27 protein-coding genes are annotated in these 20839 nt (G+C 61.0%); 26 read left to right on the forward strand and 1 reads right to left on the reverse strand.

Translation table 11 applies throughout. The features are described 5' to 3' along the window. Window positions 1-81: 81 nt before the first annotated feature. The 6 genes from BLR29_RS24860 (at window position 82) to BLR29_RS24885 (ending at window position 3945) form a co-directional block, all read left to right on the forward strand. Entirely contained in the window at window positions 82-498 is a 417-nt protein-coding gene (locus BLR29_RS24860; RefSeq protein ID WP_255371425.1) for a hypothetical protein, read from the forward strand. Then, window positions 488-1129 carry a DUF6988 family protein gene (locus tag BLR29_RS24865; protein WP_176861057.1) on the forward strand — a complete coding sequence of 214 codons (642 nt, stop codon included), beginning with the start codon at window positions 488-490 and terminating at the stop codon, window positions 1127-1129. The genes BLR29_RS24860 and BLR29_RS24865 overlap by 11 nt, the downstream gene beginning before the upstream one ends. Before the next feature lie 157 nt (window positions 1130-1286). Next, window positions 1287-1490 carry a hypothetical protein gene (locus BLR29_RS24870; protein WP_143018526.1) on the forward strand — a complete coding sequence of 68 codons (204 nt, stop codon included), beginning with the start codon at window positions 1287-1289 and terminating at the stop codon, window positions 1488-1490. Between the two features lie 117 nt (window positions 1491-1607). Beyond that, window positions 1608-2087, forward strand: a complete 480-nt coding sequence (locus BLR29_RS24875) for a hypothetical protein (RefSeq protein WP_092140616.1) — start codon at window positions 1608-1610, stop codon at window positions 2085-2087. A 65-nt stretch (window positions 2088-2152) separates the two neighbouring features. Further along, complete coding sequence (locus tag BLR29_RS24880; protein ID WP_092140618.1) at window positions 2153-2878, forward strand: hypothetical protein; 726 nt, start codon at window positions 2153-2155, stop codon at window positions 2876-2878. Between the two features lie 137 nt (window positions 2879-3015). Then, entirely contained in the window at window positions 3016-3945 is a 930-nt protein-coding gene (locus BLR29_RS24885; RefSeq protein WP_255371426.1) for an N-6 DNA methylase, read from the forward strand. Between the two features lie 473 nt (window positions 3946-4418). On the opposite strand, the gene BLR29_RS32130 is transcribed toward BLR29_RS24885, so the two are convergent. Continuing rightward, on the reverse strand, window positions 4419-4940 hold the full coding sequence (locus tag BLR29_RS32130) for a hypothetical protein (RefSeq protein WP_143018527.1): 522 nt from the start codon (window positions 4938-4940) through the stop codon (window positions 4419-4421). Between the two features lie 254 nt (window positions 4941-5194). On the opposite strand from BLR29_RS32130, the gene BLR29_RS24890 reads away from it, so the two are divergent. The 20 genes from BLR29_RS24890 (at window position 5195) to BLR29_RS24985 (ending at window position 20838) form a co-directional block, all read left to right on the forward strand. Continuing rightward, window positions 5195-6868 carry a PRTRC system ParB family protein gene (locus BLR29_RS24890; RefSeq protein WP_092140620.1) on the forward strand — a complete coding sequence of 558 codons (1674 nt, stop codon included), beginning with the start codon at window positions 5195-5197 and terminating at the stop codon, window positions 6866-6868. Between the two features lie 75 nt (window positions 6869-6943). After that, window positions 6944-7387, forward strand: a complete 444-nt coding sequence (locus BLR29_RS24895; RefSeq protein WP_092140622.1) for a PRTRC system protein E — start codon at window positions 6944-6946, stop codon at window positions 7385-7387. A gap of 10 nt (window positions 7388-7397) precedes the next feature. After that, a complete protein-coding gene (locus tag BLR29_RS24900; RefSeq protein ID WP_092140624.1) occupies window positions 7398-7622 on the forward strand; it encodes a PRTRC system protein C in 225 nt (74 codons plus the stop codon). A gap of 93 nt (window positions 7623-7715) precedes the next feature. Further along, window positions 7716-8846, forward strand: coding sequence for a PRTRC system protein F (locus tag BLR29_RS24905; protein WP_092140626.1), 1131 nt, complete (start codon window positions 7716-7718; stop codon window positions 8844-8846). Window positions 8847-8858: 12 nt separating this feature from the next. Next, window positions 8859-9578, forward strand: coding sequence for a PRTRC system protein B (locus BLR29_RS24910; protein WP_092140628.1), 720 nt, complete (start codon window positions 8859-8861; stop codon window positions 9576-9578). A gap of 2 nt (window positions 9579-9580) precedes the next feature. After that, window positions 9581-10222 carry a PRTRC system protein A gene (locus BLR29_RS24915; protein ID WP_092140630.1) on the forward strand — a complete coding sequence of 214 codons (642 nt, stop codon included), beginning with the start codon at window positions 9581-9583 and terminating at the stop codon, window positions 10220-10222. Then, a complete protein-coding gene (locus tag BLR29_RS24920) occupies window positions 10219-11022 on the forward strand; it encodes a PRTRC system ThiF family protein (protein WP_092140632.1) in 804 nt (267 codons plus the stop codon). The genes BLR29_RS24915 and BLR29_RS24920 overlap by 4 nt, the downstream gene beginning before the upstream one ends. Before the next feature lie 200 nt (window positions 11023-11222). After that, a complete protein-coding gene (locus BLR29_RS24925; RefSeq protein ID WP_092140634.1) occupies window positions 11223-11639 on the forward strand; it encodes a hypothetical protein in 417 nt (138 codons plus the stop codon). A gap of 127 nt (window positions 11640-11766) precedes the next feature. Beyond that, a complete protein-coding gene (locus BLR29_RS24930) occupies window positions 11767-12105 on the forward strand; it encodes a DUF3085 domain-containing protein (RefSeq protein ID WP_092140636.1) in 339 nt (112 codons plus the stop codon). Between the two features lie 72 nt (window positions 12106-12177). Continuing rightward, window positions 12178-12948 (forward strand): hypothetical protein, encoded by a 771-nt coding sequence (locus BLR29_RS24935; RefSeq protein WP_092140638.1) that lies wholly within the window; start codon window positions 12178-12180, stop codon window positions 12946-12948. Between the two features lie 147 nt (window positions 12949-13095). After that, entirely contained in the window at window positions 13096-13569 is a 474-nt protein-coding gene (locus BLR29_RS24940) for an outer membrane lipoprotein (RefSeq protein ID WP_255371427.1), read from the forward strand. An 84-nt stretch (window positions 13570-13653) separates the two neighbouring features. Beyond that, window positions 13654-13980 (forward strand): hypothetical protein, encoded by a 327-nt coding sequence (locus BLR29_RS24945; RefSeq protein WP_255371428.1) that lies wholly within the window; start codon window positions 13654-13656, stop codon window positions 13978-13980. Window positions 13981-14218: 238 nt separating this feature from the next. Continuing rightward, entirely contained in the window at window positions 14219-14602 is a 384-nt protein-coding gene (locus tag BLR29_RS24950) for a hypothetical protein (protein ID WP_092140640.1), read from the forward strand. 9 nt (window positions 14603-14611) lie between these two features. Continuing rightward, window positions 14612-15082, forward strand: a complete 471-nt coding sequence (locus tag BLR29_RS24955; protein ID WP_255371429.1) for a hypothetical protein — start codon at window positions 14612-14614, stop codon at window positions 15080-15082. 251 nt (window positions 15083-15333) lie between these two features. Continuing rightward, window positions 15334-15726, forward strand: coding sequence for a hypothetical protein (locus BLR29_RS24960; protein ID WP_092140642.1), 393 nt, complete (start codon window positions 15334-15336; stop codon window positions 15724-15726). Window positions 15727-15792: 66 nt separating this feature from the next. After that, window positions 15793-16131, forward strand: a complete 339-nt coding sequence (locus tag BLR29_RS24965; RefSeq protein WP_092140644.1) for a hypothetical protein — start codon at window positions 15793-15795, stop codon at window positions 16129-16131. Between the two features lie 41 nt (window positions 16132-16172). Then, window positions 16173-16598 (forward strand): hypothetical protein, encoded by a 426-nt coding sequence (locus tag BLR29_RS24970; protein WP_092140646.1) that lies wholly within the window; start codon window positions 16173-16175, stop codon window positions 16596-16598. 364 nt (window positions 16599-16962) lie between these two features. Then, window positions 16963-18522, forward strand: coding sequence for a hypothetical protein (locus BLR29_RS24975; protein ID WP_092140648.1), 1560 nt, complete (start codon window positions 16963-16965; stop codon window positions 18520-18522). Window positions 18523-18788: 266 nt separating this feature from the next. Further along, on the forward strand, window positions 18789-19814 hold the full coding sequence (locus BLR29_RS24980) for an ATP-binding protein (RefSeq protein WP_092140650.1): 1026 nt from the start codon (window positions 18789-18791) through the stop codon (window positions 19812-19814). 106 nt (window positions 19815-19920) lie between these two features. Then, complete coding sequence (locus BLR29_RS24985) at window positions 19921-20838, forward strand: hypothetical protein (RefSeq protein ID WP_092140652.1); 918 nt, start codon at window positions 19921-19923, stop codon at window positions 20836-20838. Window position 20839 lies beyond the last annotated feature (1 nt).

Consider the following 20839-nt stretch of genomic DNA (forward strand, 5'->3'; position numbering starts at 1 on the left):
CGAGAGGTATCTCTTGGCACCCGCCCAAAGAGCGAGCCCGAGTTCATTCAGCCCGGTGCCCCGTCGTATGCAGACACTGCGATGCTGGATGCCTTCACATTCAAACGGTTCCTGGATCGGACGTTCTGGTATCCGAGGCGCGAAGTCCTGCGCTTTGAAGTGCGCGCCATGCCGTCCGCAACAGGCAGCATTTACGATGTCGTTGCGATCGTCGGGCAGGGCGAAGGGGAAGTCTGGTTCTCAGAAGTCGATGTTCCGGTTCGTTGGGACTATGTCGCGGTCAGTGAGATCAGTGCCGGGCTCAATCGGATGCAGACCGCAAAGAGTATGAATGAGGGAGAGCTCCCGGCCGACTTCAGTCCCTTTGGGGGCGAGGGGCCTGTGCTCGACCACTCGCGTCTGGAGAATCCCGAGGAGGTCGCTCAGCGTCGTTGGGCCGTGGTCACCCGGCTGCGCGAAGCTCGCCGGTCCATGCGGAGGTCTGGTTATGTCGAATGATTTCCTGAGCCGTTCGGCCGAGCTGCATAGTGCTGCAGTGGCCTGCATCGGGCAGTCCAAGCCAGGAAACCATCTACGGATTGGTCCTGCATATCAGTGCGCGCTCATGTCCGTAGAGCATGCGGCCGGCGCCGTCGCGTTGGTCACATTCCGTATGCCGAACGCAGCGATGGCGCTGTTCCGGCCGCAGTTCGAAACGCTGGTGCGCGGCGTTTGGCTACTTGAGGCGGCAAACGAGAAATGGGTGCGCCATTATCACGAGCCGCTCACCGAAGAATCGGTGCGCGCGGCCGACAAGGCGCCCAGCGTAAAGGGCATGTTCGATGAACTCCTGGCGCTGGAAGACCCCAGAGCGAAGGGGATCGTTGCGCATCTGGATGAGTATCGCGTGCAATCCATACGTGCCATGAACAGCTTCACACACGGTGGAATGCACCCGATGTCGAGGTCGGGGGCAGGGTATCCGCTGGATCTGATTGAGAACGTGGTCCGCCGCGCCAACGGCCTCGTTTGCTATGCGGCACAGATGGCGGCATTGGTCTCGACGAACCCCCAGGCGAACATGGTTCCCGTGCGCAAGCTCAATGAAGATTTTCGGGATTGTCTGCCGCCGCATAAGGGCGTGGGCTGAGCCCCGCTTGTCGAGGGGCGACTCACGAGGTAACATTCGCCCGATTCTCCGCGCTTTCGCGCATCGACCTTGCCGGCGTCCCGGCTATCTTCTTTCCTTCCACCCATTGGGGCTTTGTCCCTAATGGGCATGGCTCCATTTTTCGTTTGGAGCCATCATGCCCGTTATTCACACCCGTGAAACTGCCTACGCCGTCTTTGCGCTGGTAGTCATCCTTATCGTTGCGCTGTTCTTCATCGTTACGACGACGAAGCTCGCGCTTCTCTACGTCCAACTGAGCGCCTTGCTGCCGATCGCCCTGGCGATTGCCAGCGTTTGGATCATCTTCAAATTTGATCAGCTCACCGGTCAGCCGGCCTGAGCTTTGGTCGATTCGACCGTATAGCCGCGCATGCCCTCGGGCTTGCGCGGTTTCCATCACCCCCGCCGGGAAGCGCTCCCGGAAGGGCGCCTCCCGCCAGATCCTTGAGGAAGCGCCATGATTGGTCATAAAGTCATCGAGATCGAAGTTGGCCCTGTCCCGGCCGAAGAGGCCTGCGCGCAGGTTGGACGGGATGACTACAACGAACGCTCCCGGCGCGAATGCGCCGTGTACGTCCGGCAGCTGCAGCGGATATTCGGCTACCCCGAGCCCACTGTGCTGAAGTTCGTCCGCCGGGGCTTCCCGCATGAATTCGGCCGGTACCACGAGGTGGTTGCCGTCATGACGGCCCAGGGCGCCAACCTTTTCGATGACGCCAAGCTGCCGATCGAATGGGACCACATTGCCCGTGCCGAACTGACGTGGCTGCGCCTGCAGCAGAAGTGGCGTGAGAGGGTGCTCGCGCAACCGTCCGCGATGGCACTCGTGCCAGACATCTTCAGAAGCGGCGAGATCCCGGACTTTCCGGATCACCCTATCGCCCAATGGTGGGCAATGGGCTTCGCGCCGATGACGCCGTTGCTCGGCCTGCACTGACCGACGCACTCTACCCGCACGGGACCATGTCCCTGCGGGCTGGTCCCGATTCGAATCGAGATCACATGTTCAACCAATTAATCGGCCAGTTCCTGGCCGCCGAGCAATCCAGTAATGCCGACATGGATCGAGTCGCAATGCTGGAATCCGATCTGTTCCCCAATGCGATTCGTCCGGCCACTCGGCCGCGTTCCAGCGAGTCGAGGCAGCGGTACCGTCGGGCATTCCTGAAGCGCCTGACCGCAAACGTTGTCGACAAGGCAAGTCTGCAACTCGGGCGACGCGTCGACGAGACCAGGGTCTTTCTGAGTGGCCACCGCAATGTGTGGCTGATCATTGATGCTGGCGAGATTCCCGATCTGGACAAGCTTTGGCACGCTTTGGTCGCGTCGGATTCGCAGCCCGTGGCCGTAGATCATGCGGCGAATCTGTTGCGGGGCGCGTTTTCCGATAACGCTGTCCTCAGTATGCGTTTGACGCGCAGCAACGGCATTATCCGGCTCGCTGCAGTGTCCGAACCGGCGGCCGGCCAGCCATCGGGCATGCGATGGCTTCGCGCCGGCGCGATCGAGCGCGCACGCCTAGTGGTCATTGCCTTAGCGGTGTTCGCCAAGCACTACGGCAAATTGGCGCTCGCGGCGTGTTTGCGCGAATTCCGCGTTGATGCGTCGTTTGTCCCCACGCAGCGACGGCAATTCCCGGGGGCCGAGATCCGACAGTTCAATGAACACTGGGAGATACGTCTGCACCGCGAGCTTGCCGAAAGCCTGGCTCGCTTCATTGGCGACTGAACCCTTTCTTTCACCCATCCGGGAACTGTCCCGGATGGGGCGTTTCCGGACAAATCGTCTGCAGAAATGCCCCAAAATCATTCTCCATATCTTCGTTGCGAATCAGTAGCGTACCCATTTCTGCGTAAGGTGCGACCATGAGCCGCGCCGCGAAACGCAAGTTCGAAGGCACGGCCAGCGATCCTCACAAGGAACTGCTGTCGTTCTTCAAGGCATTCGGTCACCGGCATTCGATGCATGAAGTCTTCTCCGACTTCGTCGAGATGTCCGCGCTGGCCATCAGCAACGCGGTCGATCGCCATCACTTTGAGGTGCGAGAGAAGCGCTACCTGGAAATCGTGAAGCGGTACGAGCGCGATGACCTTGAGCGATTCGCCAGCATGCTTGGCGCACTGACGCTCACGTTCGAAGATCGCGTGCAGCAGCTGGTACCCAGCGGTGACGGCCTGGCCGACATACTTGGCCAGACCTACATGATGCTCGAGCTCGGCAACGACAGGGCTGGGCAGTTCTTCACGCCATATGACGTCTCTCGGATGATGGCGCGCATGAACATTGGCGATGGCAATCCGTACGTCGACCGAGACGGTTTCGTCACAATCAGCGAGCCGGCATGCGGCGCGGGCGGAATGGTCATCGCCTGTGCGGACGCGCTGCATGATGCGGGCCGAAACTACCAGCAGGCCATGCATGCAACCTGCATCGATATCGACCCGCGGTGCGTCCACATGACATATGTCCAGCTTTCCTTGCTGAACATTCCGGCCATTGTCGTTCACGGCAATGCCTTGTCTGTGGAGTCCTGGGCCAACTGGTTCACGCCGGCCCACATTATGGGCGGGTGGGGCGCGAAGCTGCGCCTCAAGCGATTCCGCGAGGCAACGGATGCCTTGGTGGATGCGCCAGCCCGGGACAGCGCTACCGAATCTCCGGAGGCGACGCCGCGCGAGGACGTCGAAGCCGAAGCCCCGACAGTCCTCCATATCAGCGCCGACCCGGAGCAGCCAGCGTTGACTCGACCCGACATGCGCGTTTTCGTACCTGATGATCAGCTTGCGCTGTTCTGATGGTGAAAAGCAGCTGAAATTGGCGAGCTTTCTGGGTCAGTCTCCGGCTCAAATGACCATATGATGGATTCCGTAGCGTGACCCCGCTACGGAAGCTCTCTCAGATGAACCCGTTTCTACCAGCCCTCCTCGTGAGGGCTTTTTTTTTCTTCTTTGAATAATTCTGACCGGCTAGAACGACCCGGCAGTTGGTCTAACCAGTGCCAGTGGTTGGCGCTTTCAGGCTACCGCTCTTATTACGGATGGGGCAATGACAAGTCCCGTGCCATCGCCAAGGGACCTACCGCTATTAATCCCTTTCGGACCTTGGCAGGTCGCAGCGGGATGGCCAAGTTAGCCGTTCGGGTATGCAGGAGCGCTTGGAACAAGGAGCGTTCTCTGTTGCACTGATGCATCGGTTGGCGACCTTAGCCCCTATTGAAGGCATGGAGCGCTTCGCTTCCCGTCATCAATTCGCCCGCGACCGCCGCTGATCAATGCCCATCTGGAGCGAACTGAAGCACGAACGCTGTGACTAGTACAACTGGCCACGGATCGCCTGTCCGCATGGTAAAGATGGCCACCTTCCCGTTGGGTTCAATGGCCGTAACGATCTCGACACGGGGCGCCCCGGACTGGTCTACGCTACTTGGGAAGAGGGCCCAGGCATCGGTGAAGACATGGTCGCTGGTAAGCGTGACTTGTACAACAGCGTTGTTATTCGGATCAACAAATAGTGCACTGCCGGCTGGTGCATCCTGATTGACATTAAATTGCACAGCCTGAGTCACCGCGTAACCGAATCCATTCGAGGTAGGGACCGTCTTCTCAAGTGTCAATGAAATTTCCGGATTGTGACCACTAATCGTCATTGTTGGATTCATGGAGAAGGTCCTTTCTCTGTTGAAAATGATTCGACGCGTATATTTCAAATACAGACGGTAGGTCCGCAACTCGACGGTTCTAACAGTGGTTGCAGGCACTATAGCCTCGGCACCAGAGAATTCAGCTTCCATTGTGTGCGTTAGCGTACAGCGGCAGGATGGCGGCCGGCTGCTGGGTGTGTGAGTTGCCGCTAGCGATCGCCCAAAAGCTGCGGTATGATTCCATCACTTTCCGCGTCCCAGACGCATCGACCCCGCACCTTCTGGTGCCAGCTTCTGCAGTACGGTGGCCGCCGGCATAGCCTGGTAGTCCATCCTTCCACCCCATCGGGAACCACGTTCCCGGTGCGGCAACGGGTTCCCATTCCGTTTCGGAGAACCCACAAATGCAAAGCCCCACTGTTGTCATTGGCAAGATCCGTACTGGCCGCAACCCGCGCAAGTACTTCGATCCTGTCAAGATGGCTGAACTGACTGAATCCGCTCGTGTGGAAGGCATCATTCAGCCGATCCTGATCCGTCCTGTTGAGGAAGACGAGCACGGGCACGAGTTCGAAGTGGTTGCCGGCGAACGCCGCTACCGCGCTGCCAAGGCCGCTCACGGCGTTGATTTCCCAATGCCGGTCAACATCAAGGAGCTGACCGACGCCGAGGCCGACCGCCTGGCACTGATCGAAAACGTCCAGCGTGCGGACATGGCTCCTTCCGAGGAGGCCGTGTCAGCATCGCAGATCGTCGGCCAGCTGAAGGGCGACCGCGACGAAGCGGCCCGCCTGCTCGGCTGGTCGCGCTCGACGCTCGACAAGCGCCTGGCACTGATGAACTGCAGCCAATCCGTGCTGGAAGCGCTCAACGAGCGCAAGATCCAGCTCGGCCACGCCGAACTGCTGGCCACGCTCGCCAAAGACAAGCAGGACAAGCTCCTGCCGGTCATCATCAGCGAGAAGAAGCCTATCGCCGAGTTGAAGAAGACCATCGAGGCCGCCGCGTGCAGCCTGGAGACGGCCATCTTCGACAAGACCGATTGCACTTCCTGCCCGCATAACTCTTCGTTGCAAACGGAGATGTTCGGCGAGGCAATTGCCTCGGGCAATTGTACGAACCGCGCCTGCTACGAGACGAAGCTCGACGCAAAGCTCCAAGGCATTGCCTATGGGCTCAAGGACGAGTATCCGATCATCAGGATCATGCGTGCCGGTGACAACCACACGCGCATCCAGCTGAAGGTTGACGGACCGACCGGCGTGGGCGAGGAACAGGCCAAGGCCTGCCACGCTTGCCAGAACTTCGGCGCCGCAGTGAGTGGCCTGCCCGACTCCATGGGCAAGGTCTACAGTGGCCAGTGCTTCGACACCGTCTGCAATCAGCAGAAGGTGGCAGCACGCCTCAAGGCTGAGCGCGACGCTGCCAAGGCGCCGGCGACGAAGCCTGCACCAGGCGGCAAGTCGGCTGCGGCAACGAAAGGCGAGAAGTCTTCCGCTGCTGCCGAGAAAGTCGTGACGGCGATCAGCGAGTCGGACAAGGTGAAGAACTACCGCACCGACGTCTGGCGCAAGGCCCTGCGCAAGGAAGTCGTGCAGAACGCCGAGCTGGCCAATGCCTATCTCATCTCGATTGCTCTGAATGGCCTCGCGCGCAACATTGGCGGGGACAAGATGGGCAAGATTTTCGAGAAGCTGACCGAGCAGAAGGCATCGTCGTCGCTGCAAGGCTGCCTGACTGCCGTCCATGCCCTGGACACGGGCAAGCGCCAACAGCTGACCGTCGCCCTGACTGTCGCGGCAATCGATGGCATGGAGGTGTCGAACCTCCGCGAACTGTGCCGGTACCACAAGCTTGATCTGCGCAATCACTGGAACCTGCAGAAGTCGCAGGACTTCCTCGAAATGCTCACCAAGTCCGAGACGAAGGTTCTCGCGGACGAGCTGGGCATTCGCAAGGTGCTGGGTGATGGCTTCGCCAAGCTGTTCAACAAGTCGAAGCCCGAAGTCATCGCCGGCCTGCTGGCGGTCGACGGTTTCGATTACACCGGTAAGGTGCCCAAGGTCCTGGGCTGCTGATCTATCCCAATCTTCATCCTCGGAGGGCGCCAATTGGCGCCCTCTGTCATTCCATTTCCCTAAAAGGATTCACCTATGTTCACGCAACTCGCGCCCATGGTGCGCACATGCGAAAAGGTCGTCATCACGCTGGCTATGCAGGGCGACACGATGTCGGTGGTTGTTGTACCGGTCGTCAAGAACCCCGCGGATGCTGCTCTGACCATGCCACTGGCGTTGTCGGCAACGCCCGAGGAGCTCGACGCCGGCTTTGCCGAAGTGGTTCGCGGCACCACGGAATCACGGAAGTCGCTGGCCGAGCAGGCTGAGGCGACGAACTCGATTCTCGATGCAGCCAAGGCCTCGCAGTCGAATAAGGCGACCAAGGCGCTCACCAAGGCCAATTCATCGGAATCGTCCAATGCATCGGACGATTCGAGTGAAGAGGACGGCGACGAGAAGCCGGTAGCCCAGGCTGCCACAGATGCGACAGCCCCGGCGGTCGCATCGACTGGTACTGATCTCTCCCTCCTGATCTAAGGAGACGGACATGGCACTCGAAGTCAAGAAGCTGCTTCGCCAGTTTTGCTACAACGGCATGACGTTCGTGGACCCAGGTCCTTCGTTCACGCCCGAGCAAGTGCGCGATATCTATTCGGCCCAGTACCCCGAGCTGACCACCGCCGCGGTGGATGGCCCGGAGGTGAAGGACGAGACGGCTCGCTTCACGTTCGTCCGCGCCGCCGGCGCAAAGGGCGCTCATGCGCAAGTCTGACTTGTTGGAAGCGCTGTCCACTGGGCAGTTCGCTGACACCACTATGGAGCCGCCCCTCGGGGCGGTTTTTTCATTTTCTGAGGAGGTCAAGGAATGCTGTTCGATCCTCGATCGTTTGTTCCAGAGAACGATGCAGGGCAACCCGGATGGACGTCTGCGCAACAGCATTCCGTTGCCGGACGTCGACCTGCCCATGATTTTCTGACACTGCCGCACATTCCGCGCGGTATTCCAGCTACAGCTCGCGTCAGCTACGGAGACGAAGTTGACCTCGCGGAACTTGTGCTCGCGCAGTTTCGTGCTGAAGTCATGGATGCGGAGCACGTCTCAAATCCAACGAGCGCGGGCGACGCATTCTCGCAGGCATTCCGGGGTTGGCTAATGCCGCGCATGCCGAAGACCAAGGTGTTGAAGTTCGACTTCGCTTTGATCGATCATGAAGCCGCACAGTGCGAGATTGCAGAGTTCGGCCTGGAGATTGAAAACGAATCCCCGCTGTATCTCGGGATCCGGCTGGAAGAGGAGAACGTCTACACCATCCATCCCGCTCGGGCCGATGCTCTGCGGACCCTTCACCCTTCGTTGCTGTTCTCTGCCCTGCAGTTGATTCGCGCCGCGGCCGGGAAGTCACTCCATATCCGTACGCCGGACGATCTGCTTGAGATGTTCTGCCGATGGCACTGGGACTATGAGTTGATGGGCGACGATGAAGCGGCGCGTGAGCACATGAAGGAGCGCTTCGGTGAGGACGATCCGGACATCGAGCGCTATCTGCCTTCTGTCGTGCGCGCTGAGCTTTCGCCCGACGATACGTTGCCAAAGTGGCAGTGGTCGCAGAAGGACCGCAAGCTGCGCGAGCTGACACGGCGTAGCGTCCGTGACCTGGCGAGGCAATGTGACGACTGGCGTAGCGGGTTTTGCACTGCGCTGGCGGACCTGCATCTCGCACTGGAACGCATGGGCAATGCTTCACTCATTCGCGATGCCCAATGGGCGGAGCCGGCGTACTCCGCTGCGACGATCGCCTATCAGCACAGCGACTATGTCGGTGAGCTACTGGACGACCATTTCGAATGCGCCAGCAATGGCGGCTACGCGACGTACTTCCAGTGCTTCATTCGTTTCCCCAAGGAAGTAGCGTCCATACGGAAGCAGTACGCCATTCTTGAAGACACACTCAACCTCATCGCGCTGCTGGATCGCGTGCTTGAGCATTTTTCTTAAGAGGAGGGCCACATGGCCGATATTCTGACCGCTTCGCGGTCGCACGACGTGGCCCTCCAGGGGGCCATTCTGCTTTATGGGCAGGCACCGGGGCAGTTTTCCTATGCCACAGCGCACCGTATCGAGCCGGATGTGGCGGGGCGACCCGTGATCGGCGCCGGTACGCCGCTTAACCGCATGGCGTTGATCCACGCAGTCCGTGAGGTGGCCGAGGCCTCGCTCCCCAAGGGTGAGTTCCTCACACCGAACGTGCTGTCCATTAGCCCTACCGCGGTGACGTGGTGGTGTGCCGCCGCAAGGCGACGCGTGTTCTTCGACTGCAAGGAGTTTGGTAAGCGCAGCGCGGTTGTTTCGCACCCCGCGCTCGTCTTCCGCGCGTCGCAGTCCGGGTTCCAGGTCTTTGCCCTGCGAGGGGAGGAGCGCCCGGTACCGGACAGCATGCTGTACGAACCGCCGTACTTCAATACGTGGGATCACGGGAAGATCTGCATCGGCTCTGCACATGTTCCCAAGCAAATCGACGTGGCATCCATTGCGGGTTGGGAAGCCGGGTTCTTCAATTCGGCCTTCACCCATCCAAACCATGGGGGCAAGCGCGTGACGTACAAGCGCGGCGCTTACGCCTTCTGGAAGGACATGCTCGACGGGAAATTCCCCGACTATCCGAAGCGAGTCCTCGTTCCTATGCACTTCAAGCTGGCCGATCTGATCGCTGGCAAACTGGAGAAGTAATCATGCATCCTGCTGACGCTGCTCTGCAGCAGTCCTTTCCATCTGTGATGGTGCCGCGCTTCGGCGCGCTACCGCCCCTGGAGCGGCCCGGCGAGCGCCTGCTCATTGCTGCCAACGGAGTTTTCCTCGAAATCGTGCGGCCCTGGCTGCGCGTTGTCCGCCGTCTCGGTGCCTTCCAGTACCGCACCGCGATTCCGTACGGCGAGGTGGAAGAAGCCACCGAAATGCGCTGTGGCCGGATACCGGCGGATCTGATTGGCGAGTTCGCCACGATGGCGCGCGCCGCGTACCCCAAGGAAACGGGCGGGTGGTTGGTCTGGAATGCCGCAACCGCGGCGTTTCGACTACTCCCCGTGCAGATCCTGGAGCATAGCGGCGGCCATCTGAAGTATGAACGTCCGGCGCTTTCGCAAGACGACGTGCTGGTGGTCGACTGCCATTCGCATGGCCGTCACCCGGCATTCTTCTCTTCCACCGACGATGCTGACGACCGGCACGACGTGAAGTTTGCGTTCGTGATGGGCAACTGCGACGCCTCGACCCCATCGATGGCGCTGCGGCTCTGCGCAAAGGGTATCTTCGAGAACGTAGAGAAGGTACCCGCCGATTGGTACGCCGCGGCGCGCGAGGAGGTGCTGGTATGACCTTTGAACATCGCATTCCGGCGACCATGACGACGCGAGCGTGGAAGGTGATAGTAGTTGGTGCGGGCGGTACCGGCAGCGCTTTGTTGCCGAACCTCGCCCGCCTGCATCACGCCATGTTGGCGCTTGGCCACCCCGGTGGGATCGAGTGCACGGTCTACGATGACGATACCGTCAGCGAGACCAATGTCGGGCGCCAGGGCTTCTATCCCGTCGACGTTGGCCAGCACAAGGCGACGCTGATCGTGAATCGGCTGAACAACTTGATGGGTACGCGCTGGGAAGCGCAGACCCGTCGGATTGGCGGCAGGGACCGATTTGTCTGCGACATGGTAATTGGCTGCGTCGATACGCGGACCGCCCGCAAGGCGATACTCGGTGCGATGCAGGGCGGCACCGGAGGCTACTATCTCGACTGTGGCAATGAGTCGGATAGTGGTCAGGTGGTACTTGGCCAAGTACGTGGCAAGGCGGCGGATCGGTTGCCCCATGTGGGCGACCTGTTCCCGGAGCTGCTGGACCCGAAAGGGGACAAAGCAGACACCGCGCCTTCCTGTTCGATGGCGGACGCGCTTCAGAAGCAGTCGTTGGTCATCAACCAGGCGATCGCGGTGCAGGCGTACAACCTTCTGTGGACGTTGTTTCGCACCGGCACCCTGAAGTACTGTGGTGCCTTCGTGAACTTGGCTGCAGGCCGGACCAGTGCGCTCCCCGTCGATCCTTCGGCATGGGAGCGCTTCGGTTACAAGCTGCCGGTTCCCAAAACGCCTGCCAAGCGGAAGTCGCGCAAGTCAGCTTAACCAGCCATTCCCGATTCGTTCGGGGATGGCTTTTTTCTTTTGTGCTAGGCCGTTGCGGCGACGCGCACCTGGCTGCTAAGATGCCGGCACACCTCGCGTCATTGACGCATCGACCACGTGGCATCACGCCACCTTTCTTTTTCACCCGTTGGGGCACATCGCTCCAGCGGCTGTGCTCCATCTCAATTCGGAGCACAAACGTGAATCAAGACTTCCCTCGACCCGCGCTTGCCGCGAGTCACACCGTCCTCGCCGACGACGTCATGGAAATTCGCCTGCGGCCGGCCGTACTTGACTGGCTGCGCGAGCTCGCTGTCGCGAACGGCATTTCCGTCGAACCCTATGCCGCGTTCTTGTTGCAGAGCTTCTGCGAGGAACGCATGGAGGGGCGGCCGAATCTCGATCTGTCTGGTTTCGAGGTCATTGCATCGGTGAGCAAGACTGCACTGCGCTTGCCGGCGACGCATTGCCTGGCAGTACCCGCGGGCGACTGGATTAGGATCGTTGAGGCCGTCCTTCTGCTGACCGGCGGCGGCCAGATGTCCTCGTCTAACCGCGAAATTTTCGTCGAGACGGTTCTGGATCGCCTGGCCACAGAGCTGGGCGGCGTCCGGTAGTCACGGCGACATAGTCCCGTTCGAGCGACCCTATCCAGCTTCGCGCCGCCATTCTGGCAATTCCCTTTCCCACCTGGGGCACGTCCCCGACTGGTGGGCGTGCTCCGCATTCCTTAGGAGCACCTTCATGCCGCAAATCACACTCTCCCGCAGTCAAGTCGCCGCGCTCGTTGCGTTCTGCGACGCCGCCGGTTCTGAGCAGTTCTTCATCGCCAAGGACCATGGCGCGTACGTGGGTTTCAGTACCGGAGCCACGCCGGACCGCCAGTGTCTCTTCTACTTCAAGGGCTGTAACCCTGCGAAGGATGCCGACTTCTACGAGAACGCCAGACGGGCTTTCGGAGGCGACGACTTCGGCGAGCGCTTGCCGTTGACGCACCTTCGAAACGCACTAGCCGACCCGGCCAGCAAGCAGGTCCGGATCACGGTGACACCCCGCTCGATTCGCCTCCACACCTTCGCATAACCTGAAGCGCGACCGTCCGTGCCATTCCTTCGGGAGTGGCGCGGTTTAGCTCGCGCGCCCTACACATCAATCATGAACGCAAAGAAACTTTTCTTCATCAATCTGTACCTGGCCTTCGGGTTCTGTGGCGCTGCGTTGGCGTCGCGAGCATTCCGGTACTTTGAGTACAAAGGCTGGTTCGCGGCGCCATGGCTTGCGATTCCCCGCGACTGGATGGCCTGCATCGAGCACGTCCTGACGGGCATCGGATTTCCGGCGCTTCTGGTGGCAATCAGCTGGCTGTCCTGGGGACTCGTGCGCTCGCGCACGCGCGCCGTCGAATCGCGTGCCATGCAGCTCATTGACAGCTATGGGGCTGCGATTCTGATGTTTGCTCAGGTCACTGTGTACCTGGTCTACGCAGCATACTGGGAATTCGCGCCACATGGCGCCGTCGGGCCTGTTACGGGCAAACTGGCAAACCAATTCATCTTCGATGTCCTTGGCGTAGCACAGTACATCGCCATCATGACCAAGCTGCGTGCGTTTGCTTCGACCCGCGAGCTTGGCCGGGAGATTAGCCTTTCGGGCTTTCGATTCTTTCGCGCAGATGCGGGGCCATCCGGAGTGACCGTGGCGGATTTGGAGCGATTCCATTCCCGCTATCCGAAGCTGGGGCTGTACATCACCATGCACGACGACGGAGGCGGCGAAACGCGGCCGCGACTGGTTTTCATCTGCGACGGCATGGAGGTCTACAACCCGCTGTGCGGGTCGCCAACGTGGGTCCAGGTCGACCCCGCCGCCGAGTATGGAATTGCCCGAACGGACGCGCTTGCTATCGCTCGTGTCAACGGTTGCTGATTGAGAGCGCCGCTGCTAAGATTGATGCACTTTCCGCGTCTCAGACGCATCGACACTTCCGGTTGTATAGCCGGACAGCTTTTTTTCTCCCACCTACGGGCCTTCCTGCCCGTAGGCATGTTGGCCCTATTTTCCTTAGAGGCCATCATGTTCAAGCGTATCGCTTCGCTTTTCCTTTGCTGCGTCATCTTCACCGGCTGCGCTGCCCAGCAGACGTCTCCGAACGCCTATCGGAGTTCGGAAGCGCTGCGCACGGGTTCCGTCGAAGTCGTCACGGTCGTCCGAGTCCGCACGGTCACGATCGTCGACAGTGACGGGTACACGTCTGCCAACAGCGGCATCCCTGGTGTCGTTGGCGCAGTCGTTGGCGGCTTGCTCGGTGCACGTGTCATCGGCGGTGGTAACGGTCGTTACCTCGCCGGCGCGATGTCGGGCACCGTATCTGCCGTCCTGGCACAGTCCGTCGCCGGTCACATGAACCGCCGCAACGGCTTGGAAGTCATTGTCCGCAAGGAGAACGGCAGCCAGCTCGCCGTCACGCAGGACGCCGACCAACAGTTCGTCACGGGGCAGCAGCTCTACCTCGTGTCCGCTGGTGGCGGCTACCGTCTGACGCGTTAAACGGAGCCATCCGGTTCCCCATTTCCTTTCACCTTCCCGCGCGGAATCCCTCCGCGCGGGGGGCTTTCGCGCATTGGAGCCAAGATGCCCGAAGTCGCAGAAGCCCGACAGAAGTTCGTCCCCGTCACTACCGAGGGGAAAACCATCACGGAAGTTGTCCGACAGATCGACCGCCAATTGCGCGGTACCGAACTTGAACCGGAGTGGCTCAATCCAGCCAATTGGGTGGAGGACGACAATGAAGCCATGTTCGGCCCGAAATCAAACGTCCCTGGCCGGTACTCGGTGCTCGCGATCGGCTCGCCGTCTACCTGCAGCGCGGGTGGTCGGAAGGCTGGACCGTTTTTGTCGATCGTGTTGGCCATGCCGGCGAAGCCCCGAACCTCACGACAACTGCGCAGAAGCTTTTGATTGGCAAGACGTTGTCCCAGGGGTGGGACGTCGTTCGCGCCATCGCCAAGATGCTCGATGTCACCTGACATCGAGCGTGCAAGCCCGAGAGGGCTTGCCCAAGCCTAGAGGCTTCGGCAAGTCGCTTTCACCCGCGTCTCTGACGCATCGACCACTGTCCAGCATCAGCTGGACCAACCCATTGCGGGACACTCGTCCCGTCAGGGAAGGGATGTCCCGTCCATTCTTGAGGACATCCATGAAGTTTCCCAAATCTTTTCTGAATCGGCATACGCCGGCCAATTCCGCTGCTTGCCAGGCGGTACGGCGCGACGCATGCCGCGTGCTGCGCCGTGTCGCAGGTGACATGGCGCTGAGCCCGCGCGACTACACAATCCGCGAGCATCGCCAGCGTCGCCGCGACGTTGACGTGTTCGCGTTGCATACCGATTCGCTGCTGGTGGAAATCCAGCACCCCGCAGGCGCGGACGGTGGCGTGCTCATGTCCTACCGCACGTGTCGCAGCCGCGATGACCAGACTGGCGGCCGCGACAACGCCGTCAACCTGGAGTCGCTGGCCACCGATCAAGGCTATGCCGATCTTGTCTCCACACTCCGCGTGGTGGCCGGGCGGCGAGGCTGAAGGGCGATCATGACTCGGCTCATTAAAGTGACATTCACCGCAACGACGGGAGAGGCAACCACCGGCTTCGCCTCGTTGCATGAGGACGATACCGTCGACTTGCCCAAACGCATGATGACTCGCGTCACGGCGGCAGTGGAAGCCGGCGACGGCTATGCCATCGTCGCCCACCAGGGCGGCTATGAGATACCGCTGATTCACATTGCCGAGGCCAGCTACAAGCTTGACGGCAGGCACGCCACGAGCGAGCGTTGGGTGACCCGGCTTGCTGATGCATTTCGCAAGCCCAGCAAGGATCAGATGCTGGCATACGGGCGGTATTACCATACCCTCTCTGCCGCATGTACCGTCGGTCTCGTAGGGTACGTGGCGGGGACCCCGTCTTGGACTGTGGCGACTGTCATAAATGCAGCATGCTTGTTGGCAGGCGCTGCGGTACTATTTGCGCTAGGTGCAGTCCACGCAAAAGGAGATAAGTGATGTTTGGTCCATTTGTTCTCGGCTTGGCCCTATGCTTTGCAGCATTTGGGATGTGGGTACTGCGCAATGCTGATCGCGAGCGCATGCTCGAGGATCTTGACCGCAACGGCTAGGTCCAAGCACGCCAATCCATTCTCAGGAGCCGATTCGTCGGCTCACCGCTTAAACGCACCTCTGGGTGCGTTTTTCTTTTCTCACACCCACACGGGAGCCGTCCCGTCGGGGCGACTCCCCACCAAAGGAGTACCCCGATGGAGGATATCGTCTATGGCGCTGGCCTGGCCAGCTATCCGGCTGGCGTGTTGCTGCGCGCCAGTGTCTATTCCACCAACCTGCGCGCGGCGATTTCGCTGGTCTGCGCGGACGACGACATGCCCTATGGCGTGCTGTCGGTGAACCTGCCGGATGCGGCCCTTGCCGACGACGAGATCCTCGTCTCGGCGGACTGGAACCTGCCACTCGATCTCAAGGCTGCCTTGCTCGAGACCGGGAAGTTCGTGCAAACCGGACGCTGGAATCAGGTTGGCTTTGACAGCGGCGAAGTCTGGCGCATCGTGGATGCGGATCTGCTCTCGCAGGTCGCGGCTGCACGTGTGGTGGCCAGCCGTGGCAAGTCGGCGCGGCGCATGGCTGCCGTTGCCTGATCAGCTCAATTTTCTTCAACCCTTGCGGGCCCATCCCGCAAGGCGGTGGGCTCATCGGAGACTTCCATGCCCATCACCATCGACGGGACCGGCCTGGCCGGTTCGCCGGGTTCCTTGCGAATCGGCGTCGAGCTATACGCGCTCAACGACCGTCCTGCGTTGTCGCTGATCGAAAACGAGACCGGCGACGTCTACGAGACCTTTACCAGCAATGTCCCCAGCGAAACGCTGGCGCACGACGAGGTGATCGTCTGTCTGTGGCGCTTGCCCATATCCACCGTCTGCGCACCGCTTGATTCCGACTGTTTCAAACCGGTGCGCACGCTTGCTGTCGGAAACGCACGCGGCGCCGTTTGGCGCATCACCTCCAGCGCACTGCTTGGGGCGATCGCTGTCGCGAAGTAAATACGGCCTGCATAGGCCCATTCCTTTTCGGAGTCTTCCTTATGGACGCTATCGTCAACCGTGCTGGCATGGCCAGCCATACCACTACCACGGCCATGTTTCTCTGGGCCGGATTCCTGGGCACCAAACGAGAATTGACCGCGGAGGAGGCCAACCACTACGGCGGCCAATCCGGCGCCGCCGACTGCCTCGTGCTGTGGGCGAACCTGATCGATGCCTGCCTGCCGGTCATCGAGGCTATGAAGCTCGACTACCCGGGCGTGTTCGAATATGAGGTCAGTGAGCCCGCCGGCGTCTACTTGCGTCAGCATTCTTGCGCCAACACCTACCTCACGCGGGCCCACGTCGCCGACATGATCGCAAACTTCTTCTGCGAAAAAGGGGACGACTCGCACGAGCTGGTAAGCAAACGAATGCTCGGCGCGATGGAGCTCTACTGCGCATCGCAAGGGGGTACCCGTGTCTAGGCCAAGTACTGAGAACTGTGACTCGCATAGCGGGCTCACAGCACCAGGCTCGGCTCCCAACGAGGATCCGGAAGCAACTTTGCGAGCAATCTGGTCCGCCAAAGGAGTGCCCACCGCGCGTCAGGACGAGCTCATCGCCGCCATCGCCGCCAAGGCCCAGCCCGGCGTCCAGGTTGGACCGTTTCAACTCGCGTCATAGGTCGTCGCCGCCCGCGTCGTCGGGCAATACCGGCGACCCTGAACCTCCGCTCAGCGCGAGGGGAAGGGCAGACCTCCATGGAAGGCAAGTTTCCGACTTGCCTTCCGCCGTTTTCACCCTTTCGGGGCCTTCCCGAAAGGGGAGTGCTCCGCCTTGGAGCCCAACATGTATGTTGCTTCCCTCGGCCAAAGGGCCGAAACCCGCACGACGCTTGCCGGCGTGCTGCAATTGCTGAACGACGACCGTGACACGAAAGTCCCGGTGCGGCTCGAAGACATTTCCCTACGTCACATCGAGCGCGGCGATATCCCGGTGGTACGACTGCCTTCCGGCAAACTTGCCGTCCGTCCGCAAGGCACCGCGCGCTCCATCCTCGCGCAGATCATCGACGAGGTGGACCGATTCATTGTGCGTGTGGATGGCAAGGTCCTGCGTCCGCACGAAATGAGTCGTGCCTCCTGGGGCGCCGTACTGGCCGCTGGCCGTCTGGGCTTTTTTCCTGAAGAAGCCATCGACCTGGCGCAGGGCGACGCCGGACCGCTGTTTCAGACGAAAGACCTGTTCGAGGAATCGGGTCCGTTCGACATGGCGGACTACGTGCGGTCGGAGTTCGCCCGACGCTTTGGCTATGGCACTAATGGACCGGTGTACGCGCCGGATCAGATCCCCAACGCGCGCCATGAGGTGCATGTCGCCTACGCCCTGTTGCGCGGCGACAAGCTACGCGAGTGCGTGTTGAACACGTACCGTGGCAACGAGCGGTATGGCCAGCACGATATTGAATGGCTGCATACGCTCATCGCGGTGCCTTCGCTGCGGGGCGCTCTGCCTCATGACCACATGAAGGCCCTGTGTCAGGTTATGCGACTGGAGAAGCTGCCGATCACGCAGCACAACGCGTCGAAGCTACTGGCAATTGGGCGACGGCTGCCGGCCGAAGCCACGATGGTGCATGTCGACGATGCTCTGTATGCGGCTGGATTTCTGCCGCCTCGGTCGGCGCCAACAACCAAGGCGCCGGCGGGGGAGGCCGCCAGGCCTGTGTCTGCACTGGCTGAGCGTATCCATCAACTCATCACCGAGCGCCAGTTCGCTGAGACGATGCAGAAGGCCACAGCCGACCGCGAGGCCATGCTGATAACCCAGCGGCATTTCGATGACATCGGCCGCCGGGCGGCGCATACCCGTGCGTCGACCGGCTTCGACTGGCCGAATAGGGTGGCCCTGGCGGTGCTGCAGCGCGACGTTGCGTCAATCCTGAGGGACTTTGATAGCCCGAAGGACTGGAACACCGACTCGAAGCGCGCCCTGCGCGACGTCCTTGATGTGGATCTCCTGCAATGCACTGCGGCGGTCCGCCGGCGGCGGATTTTCAACATGTGCGGGTTCTCGGAAGATGAACAGGCACGGTGGGAATCCAATGCGGCGGAGGAGCAGGCGCAAGCCCGCGCCGATCGGGAGTTCGCTGAAGTGTGTGTTCAGGCGGAAAAGGCCCGAATCCAGATCGAGACCGGGCAGATCATGAGTGGCCGCGAGTATGTGGACTTCTGTATCGCTGCGGGCTTCTCGCAGCTGATCGATCAGCTGCGTGGCAGTGCACGACGCTACTGGATGCATCACCCCGGGCGTGGCGCTTCACGGCCGCTGCGTGCCAAGGACGGTACGCTGTCCTACGCACGTGCGCGGCTTGCACGCATTGACCAGCCCATTGCGTTGGCTGCTTGAGCTTCCCCCCTGGCCTACGGGCCGGGGGGCTTTTCCTGAAACACGTATCAAAATTGTGAGCTTATGAGCCAATTGCGTGTGTCTTCGCACCGTATGCTTTCCCCAGCGAAGCTGTGTTCGTACTGGAGCCATTCAGTCCAAACACAGTTTTACCCGCGTCGCTGACGCATCGACCCCAACGCCGGTTCGCCGGCCATCTTCTGAAACCTTCCCACAGGGACCGCTCCCTGTGGGGACGGCCTGTGGGTTCCTTCTCTTGGAATCCCATGGAATTGAATCCCACCCAACTGCAACATCTGCTCGCAGCCTGCATTCCCGCCCGTTTGCCAGTCCTGGTGACTGGCGCTCCGGGCATTGGTAAGAGCGACATCGTCGCCAAGGCTGCAGCCGACGCCGGGCACGAGTTGCTCATCTCTCACCCCGTTGTCGAAGATCCGACCGACTCGAAGGGCTTGCCGTTCCCTTCGGCCGATGGCGGCCACGCCCGCTTCCTGCCCTTCGGGGATCTGGAAAAGGCGGTGAACGCGCGCAATCCGATGGTTTGGTTTATTGACGATCTTGGCCAGGCTGCTCCTGCAGTCCAGGCCGCGAAGATGCAGTTGCTGCTCGCGCGTCGCATCGGCGAGCATGCCCTGCCTCCGCATGTCACGTTCGTCGCGGCAACTAACCGGCGCGTCGACAACGCTGGCGTGTCCAACATCCTTGACCCCCTGAAGTCCCGCTTCGCGACCATCGTGGAGCTGAAGACTTCGGTAGAGGACTGGACCCGCTGGGCGGTGGCCACAAGCCAGCCACCGGAACTGATCGCTTTCATCCGCTTCAGGCCCGATCTGCTGCACTCGAGCGCAAAGACGCGAGAGATCGAGAACGTGGAGAGCCCTCGCACCTGGGGGAATGTAGGCAAGCTCTCTGGTGTCGTCCCCCCTAACCTTCAGCACATTGCGTTTGCTGGGGCGGTCGGCGAGGCGGCAGCAACCGAGTTTGTCTCCTTCAAGCGCTTGTTCAGCCAGATGCCGTCGCCTGACGCGGTGCTTGCTGCACCGGCCACGGCACCCATCCCGACAGAAGTGGCGGTGCAGTACGGCATCGTCACGGCAGTCGCGCGGTTGGCCAACGCCAACAACTTCGATCGCGTGATGGTCTATGCCAATCGCCTCTATGAGGCGGGTCTGGGCGAATTCGCGGTGCTGCTTGTCCGCGACGCGGTCGAGCGTGATTCGTCGATCGCCAGCACGCCGGCGTTCATCGTAGCGCAAGGCGGCCCAATCGGCGCCCACATTCGCGGCGAGTAATCGTCGCTTCCTGTTTCACCACATCTGCCGGCCGGCTCGGGTCAATCCCTTGCCGGCCTTTTTCTTTTCGCCGCCGTTGCGCGGCACATCTCTATCAGGATTTGTCATGAACATTACCAATCTGACGTCTCGCGTCATGCTTGCCACACTCAACGTCTCTGTCTGGCGTGCACGTCGCTTTGACACGCGCGCCACGCAGGAAGTGGAAGCCAAACACGAAGCCAAGGACATTGGCCGCTTCAACAAGCGGCTGCTGACGGATGGTGCTACGTCGTACAAGGAGGTATGCGCTATCGGCAATCGTGCTCGCTCGTTGTTCGACAGCCATTCGCTGGACTACGACCAACTCGGCGTGCGGCTGCTCCCCACTGCCGTCTACATGGAGGTGGCCGAGAAGCTGCGTGGTATGCGAGACGAGTTCGAAGGTGCGACGGCGACGTTTCTCGCTGACTATCCACGCCTGAAGGACGAGGCACGTGCCGCGCTCAACGACCTCTTTGACGAAGCGGACTACCCGACCGAAGCGGAACTGCGCAAGAAGTTCGGCGTTCGCTTCTCGGTGCTGCCGTTTCCCGATGCCAACCAGTTTGGCATTGACCTTCCGCCCGACGTGCTGACTGGCATCCGGGATGAGATGGATGCGCGGGTGTTGGGCGCCGTCAAGACGGCCAACAACGACCTGGTCGGCCGACTGTATGAGGCTGTGCAGCACTTTGCCAACCGCCTGTACGGGGAAGGCAATGTGCGGCTCGACGTCGCGGACAAGGTGCGTGAACTTAGCTCGCTGTTGCCGAAGCTGAATTTCTCCGACGACCCAGAGCTCTCAGACATCCTGGCCAAAACGCAGAGCCAGCTGGCCTGCTACACCGGGGCACAACTGAAGGACGACCCGTTGCTGCGTTTGGATGTGGCCGGGCGCGCGATGGAAATCGAGGCGCAGATGGCGGCGTTCATGGGTGGTCCGCCCCCGGCGATTACCCGTGACCGCGGCGACATGCCGATGCTGCAGCTGATCGCCGCGTGAG

This window comes from Cupriavidus sp. YR651 (assembly GCF_900101625.1).
In the GTDB taxonomy this organism is placed as follows: domain Bacteria; phylum Pseudomonadota; class Gammaproteobacteria; order Burkholderiales; family Burkholderiaceae; genus Cupriavidus.

What these genes read in the sequence shown, in the direction of transcription:
- BLR29_RS24915 (WP_092140630.1), top strand. Translation starts at nt 9,581, where the DNA reads ATGCATCCTGCTGACGCTGCTCTGCAGCAGTCCTTTCCATCTGTGATG.
- BLR29_RS24965 (WP_092140644.1), top strand. Translation starts at nt 15,793, where the DNA reads ATGCCCATCACCATCGACGGGACCGGCCTGGCCGGTTCGCCGGGTTCC.
- BLR29_RS24890 (WP_092140620.1), top strand. Translation starts at nt 5,195, where the DNA reads ATGCAAAGCCCCACTGTTGTCATTGGCAAGATCCGTACTGGCCGCAAC.
- BLR29_RS24905 (WP_092140626.1), top strand. Translation starts at nt 7,716, where the DNA reads ATGCTGTTCGATCCTCGATCGTTTGTTCCAGAGAACGATGCAGGGCAA.
- BLR29_RS24885 (WP_255371426.1), top strand. Translation starts at nt 3,016, where the DNA reads ATGAGCCGCGCCGCGAAACGCAAGTTCGAAGGCACGGCCAGCGATCCT.
- BLR29_RS24955 (WP_255371429.1), top strand. Translation starts at nt 14,612, where the DNA reads ATGACTCGGCTCATTAAAGTGACATTCACCGCAACGACGGGAGAGGCA.
- BLR29_RS24985 (WP_092140652.1), top strand. Translation starts at nt 19,921, where the DNA reads ATGAACATTACCAATCTGACGTCTCGCGTCATGCTTGCCACACTCAAC.
- BLR29_RS24900 (WP_092140624.1), top strand. Translation starts at nt 7,398, where the DNA reads ATGGCACTCGAAGTCAAGAAGCTGCTTCGCCAGTTTTGCTACAACGGC.
- BLR29_RS24950 (WP_092140640.1), top strand. Translation starts at nt 14,219, where the DNA reads ATGAAGTTTCCCAAATCTTTTCTGAATCGGCATACGCCGGCCAATTCC.
- BLR29_RS24935 (WP_092140638.1), top strand. Translation starts at nt 12,178, where the DNA reads ATGAACGCAAAGAAACTTTTCTTCATCAATCTGTACCTGGCCTTCGGG.
- BLR29_RS24880 (WP_092140618.1), top strand. Translation starts at nt 2,153, where the DNA reads ATGTTCAACCAATTAATCGGCCAGTTCCTGGCCGCCGAGCAATCCAGT.
- BLR29_RS24970 (WP_092140646.1), top strand. Translation starts at nt 16,173, where the DNA reads ATGGACGCTATCGTCAACCGTGCTGGCATGGCCAGCCATACCACTACC.
- BLR29_RS24860 (WP_255371425.1), top strand. Translation starts at nt 82, where the DNA reads ATGCTGGATGCCTTCACATTCAAACGGTTCCTGGATCGGACGTTCTGG.
- BLR29_RS24895 (WP_092140622.1), top strand. Translation starts at nt 6,944, where the DNA reads ATGTTCACGCAACTCGCGCCCATGGTGCGCACATGCGAAAAGGTCGTC.
- BLR29_RS24945 (WP_255371428.1), top strand. Translation starts at nt 13,654, where the DNA reads ATGCCCGAAGTCGCAGAAGCCCGACAGAAGTTCGTCCCCGTCACTACC.
- BLR29_RS32130 (WP_143018527.1), bottom strand. Translation starts at nt 4,940, where the DNA reads ATGGAAGCTGAATTCTCTGGTGCCGAGGCTATAGTGCCTGCAACCACT.
- BLR29_RS24910 (WP_092140628.1), top strand. Translation starts at nt 8,859, where the DNA reads ATGGCCGATATTCTGACCGCTTCGCGGTCGCACGACGTGGCCCTCCAG.
- BLR29_RS24865 (WP_176861057.1), top strand. Translation starts at nt 488, where the DNA reads ATGTCGAATGATTTCCTGAGCCGTTCGGCCGAGCTGCATAGTGCTGCA.
- BLR29_RS24870 (WP_143018526.1), top strand. Translation starts at nt 1,287, where the DNA reads ATGCCCGTTATTCACACCCGTGAAACTGCCTACGCCGTCTTTGCGCTG.
- BLR29_RS24975 (WP_092140648.1), top strand. Translation starts at nt 16,963, where the DNA reads ATGTATGTTGCTTCCCTCGGCCAAAGGGCCGAAACCCGCACGACGCTT.
- BLR29_RS24940 (WP_255371427.1), top strand. Translation starts at nt 13,096, where the DNA reads ATGTTCAAGCGTATCGCTTCGCTTTTCCTTTGCTGCGTCATCTTCACC.
- BLR29_RS24980 (WP_092140650.1), top strand. Translation starts at nt 18,789, where the DNA reads ATGGAATTGAATCCCACCCAACTGCAACATCTGCTCGCAGCCTGCATT.
- BLR29_RS24920 (WP_092140632.1), top strand. Translation starts at nt 10,219, where the DNA reads ATGACCTTTGAACATCGCATTCCGGCGACCATGACGACGCGAGCGTGG.
- BLR29_RS24960 (WP_092140642.1), top strand. Translation starts at nt 15,334, where the DNA reads ATGGAGGATATCGTCTATGGCGCTGGCCTGGCCAGCTATCCGGCTGGC.
- BLR29_RS24875 (WP_092140616.1), top strand. Translation starts at nt 1,608, where the DNA reads ATGATTGGTCATAAAGTCATCGAGATCGAAGTTGGCCCTGTCCCGGCC.
- BLR29_RS24930 (WP_092140636.1), top strand. Translation starts at nt 11,767, where the DNA reads ATGCCGCAAATCACACTCTCCCGCAGTCAAGTCGCCGCGCTCGTTGCG.